The 7,825-nt window shown below is 67.8% G+C and carries 9 protein-coding genes and 1 pseudogene; all 10 read left to right on the plus strand.

Going from position 1 to position 7,825, the window contains the following annotated elements:
- Positions 1-46 precede the first annotated feature (46 nt).
- Positions 47-1,327: a serine hydroxymethyltransferase gene (gene glyA, locus ABF401_RS14895; RefSeq protein WP_353510355.1), complete on the plus strand. Its 1,281-nt coding sequence runs from the start codon at positions 47-49 to the stop codon at positions 1,325-1,327.
- Positions 1,328-1,404: 77 nt separating this feature from the next.
- Positions 1,405-2,502, plus strand: a complete 1,098-nt coding sequence (locus tag ABF401_RS14900) for a glycosyltransferase family 4 protein (RefSeq protein WP_353510356.1) — start codon at positions 1,405-1,407, stop codon at positions 2,500-2,502.
- A 97-nt stretch (positions 2,503-2,599) separates the two neighbouring features.
- Positions 2,600-3,043 carry a Cg1360 family ATP-synthase-associated protein gene (locus ABF401_RS14905; RefSeq protein WP_353510357.1) on the plus strand — a complete coding sequence of 148 codons (444 nt, stop codon included), beginning with the start codon at positions 2,600-2,602 and terminating at the stop codon, positions 3,041-3,043.
- A 24-nt stretch (positions 3,044-3,067) separates the two neighbouring features.
- Positions 3,068-3,328 (plus strand): AtpZ/AtpI family protein, encoded by a 261-nt coding sequence (locus ABF401_RS14910; protein WP_353510358.1) that lies wholly within the window; start codon positions 3,068-3,070, stop codon positions 3,326-3,328.
- A 151-nt stretch (positions 3,329-3,479) separates the two neighbouring features.
- Positions 3,480-4,292, plus strand: a complete 813-nt coding sequence (atpB, locus tag ABF401_RS14915; RefSeq protein ID WP_353510359.1) for a F0F1 ATP synthase subunit A — start codon at positions 3,480-3,482, stop codon at positions 4,290-4,292.
- A 106-nt stretch (positions 4,293-4,398) separates the two neighbouring features.
- Positions 4,399-4,599 carry an ATP synthase subunit C-like protein gene (locus tag ABF401_RS14920; protein ID WP_331930701.1) on the plus strand — a complete coding sequence of 67 codons (201 nt, stop codon included), beginning with the start codon at positions 4,399-4,401 and terminating at the stop codon, positions 4,597-4,599.
- An 86-nt stretch (positions 4,600-4,685) separates the two neighbouring features.
- Positions 4,686-5,252, plus strand: coding sequence for a F0F1 ATP synthase subunit B (locus ABF401_RS14925; protein WP_353510364.1), 567 nt, complete (start codon positions 4,686-4,688; stop codon positions 5,250-5,252).
- Positions 5,252-6,064, plus strand: coding sequence for a F0F1 ATP synthase subunit delta (locus ABF401_RS14930; protein ID WP_353510360.1), 813 nt, complete (start codon positions 5,252-5,254; stop codon positions 6,062-6,064). Before ABF401_RS14925 ends, ABF401_RS14930 begins: the two co-directional genes overlap by 1 nt.
- Positions 6,065-6,155: 91 nt before the next feature.
- Complete coding sequence (gene atpA / locus ABF401_RS14935) at positions 6,156-7,709, plus strand: F0F1 ATP synthase subunit alpha (protein ID WP_353510361.1); 1,554 nt, start codon at positions 6,156-6,158, stop codon at positions 7,707-7,709.
- A gap of 6 nt (positions 7,710-7,715) precedes the next feature.
- A pseudogene (locus ABF401_RS14940) lies at positions 7,716-7,825 on the plus strand (F0F1 ATP synthase subunit gamma); the annotation flags it as partial.

The raw sequence follows: 7,825 nt of genomic DNA on the forward strand, positions 1-7,825 counted from the left end.
CCCGACTCAGGCGACCCGCTCGCCCCACCACGTACGGAGACCTCCCATGGCTGACGACACGACGTTCTACGGCTCCGATTTCGGGGCCCTCCAGGCCTTCGACCCGGAGATCGCAGGAGTGCTGGTGTCGGAGCTCGAACGCATCCGCGGCGGGCTGCAGCTGATCGCGAGCGAGAACATCAGCTCACCTGCCGTGCTCACGGCGCTCGGGTCGACCCTGTCGAACAAGTATGCCGAGGGCTACCCGGGCCGCCGCTACTACGGCGGCTGCTCCGAGGTCGACAAGGCCGAGGAGGTCGCCATCGAGCGCGCCAAGACGCTCTTCGGCGCCGACCACGCGAACGTCCAGGCACACTCCGGAGCCTCGGCCAACCAGGCCGTGTACGGCGCCTTCATGCAGCCCGGTGACACCTTCCTCGCGATGAGCCTGCCCATGGGCGGGCACCTGACCCACGGCTCCAAGGTGTCCTTCTCGGGCAAGTGGTTCAACGCCGTGGGCTACGGCGTCGACAAGGAGACCGAGGACATCGACTACGACCAGGTCGAGGCGCTCGCCCGCGAGCACCAGCCCAAGGTCATCTGCGCCGGTGGCTCCGCCATCCCGCGCCTCATCGACTTCGAGCGGTTCCGCGCCATCGCTGACGAGGTCGGCGCGATCTTCTGGGTCGACGCAGCGCACTTCATCGGCCTCGTGGCCGGCAAGGCGATCCCCTCGCCCGTGCCCTACGCCGACGTCGTCACCTTCACCACCCACAAGGTGCTGCGGGGCCCTCGCTCCGGTGCGTTGGTCTGCAAGGCCGAGCACGCTGCGGCGCTCGACAAGGCGATCTTCCCGATGATGCAGGGCGGCCCCCAGATGCACACCATCGCGGCCAAGGCGGTCAACTTCAAGGAAGCCGCCACGCCCGAGTACGCGCAGTACGCCACCGACGTCATCGGCAACAGCAGGCAGCTCGCGGAGAGCCTCAAGGACCTCGGCATTCGCCCGGTGACCGGCGGCACCGACACGCATCTCTCGCTGCTCGACCTCCAGGACATCGGCGTCACGGGCAAGGACGCCGAGGCGCGAGCCGACGCAGCGGGAATCGTCCTCAACAAGAACGCGATTCCCTTCGACCCGCAGAAGCCGAACATCGCCTCCGGCATCCGCGTCGGGACGCCATCGGTCACGACGCAGGGGATGGGCATCGACGAGATGAAGACGATCGCCCGACTCATCCACCTGGCGGTGACGAAGGGGGACGGCGATCCGGAGGGTGCGGTCAGCCGGGAGGTTCGGGCGGAGGTCACGGAGCTCGTGACCCGCTTCCCCGCGTATCCGCGCTGAGAGCCGTGCCACAGACCAGCCCGGCGTATGCCGCTGAGCCAGCTCAGCGGCATACCTCCCCGTCACGGGGCGGCTGAGTGCACGAGTACGTCCTCATCCTCCTCGTCGCGGCCGCGGTCACGTACATCGCGACGCCGTTCGTCCGTAGCCTCGCCGTGGCGACCGGTGCCTTCACGGCCGTCCGCGAGCGCGACGTCCACTCGACCCCGATCCCGCGGCTCGGGGGAGTGGGGATCTACATCGGCTTCGTCGCCGCGGCGCTCGTCGCGCGGAACCTGCCCTACCTCGGCACGCTCTTCGCGGACCGCCAGATCCTCGGGGTGCTGGCGGCAGGCGGCATCGTGTGCCTCGTCGGGGCCTTCGACGACATCCGCGAGCTCGACTGGCTGACCAAGCTGGCCGGCCAGATCCTCGCCGCCGGCCTGATGGCCTACGCCGGCGTGCAGCTGCTGTCCCTGCCGATCTCGGGGACGACGATCCTGCCGACCCCCGTCCTCGTGCTCTTCACGATCGTGGTCGTCATCGCGTCGACGAACGCCGTGAACTTCATCGACGGGCTCGACGGCCTGGCCGCCGGGGTCGTCGGAATCGCTGCGTTCGCCTTCTTCATCTACAGCTATCTCGTCTCGCGGGCCTTCGTACCCGCCAACGTCTTCTCCGTCGCCACGCTGATCTGCGCCGCGCTCGTCGGCTGCTGCGCCGGGTTCCTCCCACACAACTTCCACCCAGCGCGGCTCTTCATGGGGGACTCCGGGGCGCTCACCCTCGGGCTGCTCCTCTCGGCGGCCACCATCACCCTGACGGGCAACGTCGACCCGAGCGAGGTGACGGCCAACCAGGTCACCGCCGTCTTCCTGCCCCTCGTCGTGCCGATCGCCGTCCTCCTGCTGCCGTTGCTCGACATGGTGCTCGCCGTGATCCGGCGGACGCGGGCGGGCAGGCGACCCTGGCATCCGGATGCCATGCACCTGCACCACCGGATGCTCCGGATCGGCCACAGCCATCGGCGAGCGGTGCTCATCATGTACCTCTGGGCCGCCATCGTGGCCCTGGGATCCGTGTCGTTCGTCGTGTGGGAGGGGTGGCGGCCGCTCGGGGTCCTTGGAGTCGCCGTCGTGCTCGGCGTCGTCCTCACGGTGTGGCTGCCCAAGTGGAGCCCGCACAAGCGCTTGTGATACCTTTCACAAGCAACCGGAGGCGGTCTCGAAACCGCTTGCCACCAGCCCAAACCCGATCCCCACCCCATCCCCACATCACCGAGGTAGCTCAGTCGTGAGGACCAGCCAGAGCCGTTCCGGTGCCCCGTCGCCGGCCCGCTCGATGCTCCGGACCTCCCTCGCCATCTCCGCGGCCAGCGTGCCGGTCATCGGGCTGGTGGCACTCCTGTGGCGTGGCCAAGCCGGCCTCTCGTCGGCTCTCGTCGGGGCCGTCGTCGTCGTCGGCTTCTTCGCCCTGGGCCATCTCGCGGTTCGCGCCGTCGTGGCGGGGGAACCGGGGCTGTCCATCGCCGGCGCCTTCGTCGTCTACCTCGGCCAGGTCATCGCCCTGGTTGCGGTGTTCCTCGTGCTGCGCCGAGCCGGCTGGGTGGACGGACGAGCCTTCGGCGCGGCTGCCATCATCCAGACCATCGTCTGGCAGGTGGGGCAGGTCGTCGGCTTCCGTCGCGCCCGCCACGAGATCTACCCGGACGTCGCGCTGCCCTCGGGGCACTCGTGATGTCCCTCTCATTCGGAGATCGCCATGACCGATCCATCGCAGCTCCCGGATCACTCGCCCGAGGAGCCGAAGCCGGAGAACCCCGTGCTCTCGGCTGGCAGGTTCGCCTCCGACCAGACCTCGGCGAGCATCGTCGCCTATCTCATCACCGGGCCGGCCGTGTTCGGCGGGCTCGGGCTGCTGCTGGACCGGTGGCTCGGCACGGGCTTCCTCGTCGTCCTCGGCCTGCTCGGTGGGATGGCCCTGTCGTTGTACGTGATCTGGCTCCGGTACGGTACGCCGTAGCGTTCTTGGCTGAACGCATCGTGACCGGCGCGTCGGGAGGTCGTGCCGTGGCAGCGGCGCGCGAGCCCCGCGCCTGCGTCGCTCCACCCGGACGTCCCGCGCCCAGCAGTTCAGCCCGTAGGTGTTCGACATTCATGACCAAGGAGAGCTTGTGAGCTTGAACGTGCTGGCGTCCACGCTGGGCACCGTGGCCACTCAGGGGGGCGAGGGCCACTTCCCGCCCTCCCCGGAAATCTTCTGGCAGCCGCTGTTCTCCATCGGGCCGGTCTCCATCACCCGTTCGATGGTCGCTGTCGCCATCTCGGTAGCCCTCATCGCCTGGTGGCTCATCGCGACCTCGAAGCGGGCGGCTGTCGTCCCGTCCAAGGGCCAGTTCCTCACCGAGGGCGTCTACGGCTTCATCCGCAACGGCGTCGCCAAGGACATGATCGGCAGCAAGGAGTTCCTGCGGTTCGTCCCGCTGCTCTTCGGGCTGTTCGTCTTCATCCTGTTCAACAACCTGTTCGGCATCATCCCGCCGATCCAGATGCCGTCGTTTTCCCGCATCGGCTACCCGATCGCCCTGACGCTCATCGTCTATGTCGTCTACCACACGATCGGCATCCAGAAGCACGGGCTCGCCGGCTACTTCAAGTTCCTCATTCCCGGTGGGCTGCCCGGGTGGATCAAGCCGTTCATCTTCGTGCTCGAGTTCATCACCTTCTTCATCACGCGCCCGCTCACGCTGGCCCTCCGACTCTTCGGCAACATGTTCGCGGGACACATGCTGCTCGTCGTCTTCATCGTCGGTGGCTGGCAGCTGTTCAACGCAGAGAACTTCCTGCTCAAGCTGACCGCGTTCCCGTCCTGGGCGCTGGCCTTCGCCTTCACCCTCTTCGAGGCGCTGGTGCAGTTCCTGCAGGCCTACGTCTTCACCCTGCTCGCCGCCTCGTACATCGGTGGCGCGCTCGTCGACGACCACTGACCGTCGGCAGCGTCCCGGGACCGGCTCGGGACGGAAAGAAACCCAAGAACATCTGAACGGCACGGTGCCGGCAGATCACACAAAAACACACGAAAGAGGAATCATCGTGGAAGGCAACCTCTCGCTCGTCGGCTACGGCCTCGCGACCATCGGCCCGGCCATTGCCATCGGCCTGATCTTCGCCGCGTACATCAACGGTGTGGCCCGCCAGCCGGAGTCCGGCAGGCTCCTCCAGCCGATCGCCATCCTCGGCTTCGCCCTCGCCGAGGCGCTCGCCATCTTCGGTCTGGTGCTCTTCTTCCTCTGACCGCCCGACGTCGGCTCGTCACGCACCGATAGCAGCACTAGGCACTAGGAGTTTCCGTGCAACTCAACGCCATCGCCCCGGCCCTGATGCCGGGGCAGACCGAGGAGCCGTCGGCGACCCTGCCGATCCTCCCGTACCTGCCGGAGCTGGTCTTCGGCCTCATCGCCTTCGGCATCATCTACTGGGTGGTCAAGGCGAAGGTCGTGCCCAACCTCGAGAAGGCCTACGCCGAGCGCACCGAGGCCATCCAGGGCGGCATCCACAAGGCCGAGGAGGCCCAGGCCCAGGCGCAGGCCGCGCTCGAGCAGTACCAGGCCCAGCTCACCGAGGCCCGGGCCGAGGCGTCGCGGATCCGTGAGGACGCCAAGGCGCAGGGCGCACAGATCATTGCCGAGATGCGGGAGCAGGCTGCGTCGGAGGCGGCCCGCCTCACCGGCATCGCGCACAAGCAGATCGAGGCCGAGCGCCAGCAGGCGGTCGTCTCCCTGCGCGCCGACGTGGGACGGATGTCGACCGACCTCGCGAGCCGCATCGTCGGTGAGTCGCTCCACGACGAGACCCGACAGAAGGGCATCGTCGAGCGCTTCCTTGCTGAGCTCGAGTCGGGCGACGTCGTCCGGGAGAAGGTCGGCAGCAAGACCGAGGACGTCTGATGCGTGGATCCTCACGGGCAGCAGCGGCCGGGAGCCGCGATGCGTTCACCGGGGCCCTCGCGGCCACGGGTAGTCGTTCGGAGCTGGCCCAGGAGCTCTTCGGTGTCGTCGGCGTCATCGACGGCAATGCCACCCTGCGCCGCGCCCTCGCCGACCCGTCGCGTGAGGGAGCGGACAAGGCAGCGCTGGCGGAGCGGCTGTTCGCGGGCAAGGTGAGCGCCGAGACGCTCGTCGTCCTGAGGGGTGTCGTCGGGCAGCGTTGGAGCACGGAGCGCGACCTGTCCGACACCCTCGAGGCCTACGGCGTCGAGACGATCATCGCCTCGGCCGAGACCACCGGCCGGGAGGACCGCGTCGAGGACGAGCTCTTCCACTTCGAGCGCATCGTCGCGGCCAACGAGCCCCTCAGGGGTGCGCTGGGCGACCAGACGGTCCCGGCGGACAAGCGCGCCGCCCTCGTCGACTCCCTGCTTTCCGGCAAGGTGGCGGACGAGACGCTCGCGCTGGCACGCCAGGCGGTGACCGCCCCTCGCGGTCGTCGCTTCGACCGCACCGTGAGCAGCTATCTCGAGACGGCGTCGGCCCGACGCGAACAGCAGACGGCAACGGTCACGTCCGCGGTGCCCCTCACGGCCGACGACCGCGAGCGTCTGGCTGCGGGACTGTCGTCGATCTACGGTGGCAGGGTGCACATCAACACCGTCGTGGACCCTCGGGTCCTCGGCGGCGTCAAGGTCGAGATCGGCGACGAGGTCATCGACGGAACGATCATGCGCAAGCTCGACGGCGCACGCCGGGCCATGGGCGCCTAGCGGCCCAAACCGTCCCAACCGAGACACACACCAGCTTTGTTGAACACCACCGACTCGCGGAGCGCGGGTCGAAACGAGGAGAAGATCTGACATGACGGAGCTTTCGATCCGTCCGGAGGAGATCCGGGACGCGCTGGACTCTTTCGTCCAGTCCTACGAGCCCGGCGCGGCCTCCCGCGAAGAGGTCGGCCGCGTCACCGACGCCGGTGACGGTATCGCTCACGTCGAGGGTCTGCCCTCGGCCATGACCAACGAGCTGCTCCAGTTCGAGGACGGCACCCTCGGCCTCGCGCTCAACCTCGACGTCCACGAGATCGGTGTCGTCATCCTCGGCGACTTCGCCGGCATCGAGGAGGGCCAGACGGTCAAGCGCACGGGCGAGGTCCTCTCCGTGCCGGTCGGGGACGACTTCCTGGGCCGCGTCGTCGACCCGCTCGGCAACCCGATCGACGGCCTCGGCGAGATCAGGTCGGAGGAGCGCCGAGCCCTCGAGCTGCAGGCGCCGACGGTGGTCCAGCGCAAGTCGGTCCACGAGCCGCTCCAGACCGGCATCAAGGCCATCGACTCGATGACGCCGATCGGTCGCGGTCAGCGCGAACTGGTCATCGGCGACCGCAAGACCGGCAAGACCACGGTGTGCGTCGACACGATCCTGAACCAGAAGGGTCAGGGCGTGAAGTGCATCTACGTCGCCATCGGCCAGAAGGGCTCGACGGTCGCCAACACCGTCAGCATCCTCGCCGAGCACGGCGCGCTCGACTACACGGTCGTCGTGTCGGCGCCCGCTTCGGATTCCGCGCCGTTCAAGTACCTCGCTCCCTACGCCGGCTGCGCCATGGGTCAGCATTGGATGGAGAACGGCGAGCACGCGCTGATCGTGTACGACGACCTGTCGAAGCAGGCCGAGGCGTACCGCCAGATGTCGCTGCTGCTGCGCCGTCCGCCGGGTCGTGAGGCATATCCGGGCGACGTGTTCTATTTGCACAGCCGTTTGCTCGAGCGGGCCGCGAAGCTGAACGACGAGCGCGGTGCCGGATCGCTGACCGCGCTGCCGATCATCGAGACGAAGGCGGGCGACGTCTCCGCCTACATCCCCACCAACGTGATCTCGATCACCGACGGCCAGGTGTACCTGATCGACGACTTGTTCAAGTCCGGTGTGCGACCCGCGGTCGACGTGGGCATCTCGGTGTCACGAGTGGGTGGCAACGCGCAGATCAAAGCAATGAAGTCCGTGTCCGGGACGCTCAAGCTCGACTTGGCGCAGTTCCGGGAGCTCGAGGCGTTCGCCACGTTCGGTTCCGAGCTCGACAAGGTCTCGGCCGCGCAGCTCGAGCGCGGGTATCGCCTCACCGAGCTGCTGAAGCAGAACCTCAACTCGCCGATGCCGGTCGAGGAGCAGGTCGTCTCGATCTTCGCCGGGACGGGCGGCTACCTCGACGACATCCCGGTTGCCGACGTGAAGCGGTTCGAAGCCGAGCTGCACGAATACGTCCGTACGCGGCATCCGGTCATCCTCGACAGCATCCGCGACTCCGGTGCGCTGCCCGAAGGCGACGAGCTCGCCGACGCCGTGAACGCGTTCAAAGAACAGTTCCAGCCCACGGAAGCTGTCGAAATCGTCGCCGAGGACGAAGGGGAGTAGTCCTTCATGGCTGGAGGTCAGGAGCGCGTACTTCGTCGGCGGATCAAGACCGTCGAGTCGACGAAGAAGATCACGAAGGCGATGGAGCTCATCGCAGCCTCGCGCATCGTCAAGGC

The sequence above is a fragment of the Intrasporangium sp. genome (assembly GCF_040414665.1).
GTDB lineage: Bacteria > Actinomycetota > Actinomycetes > Actinomycetales > Dermatophilaceae > Intrasporangium.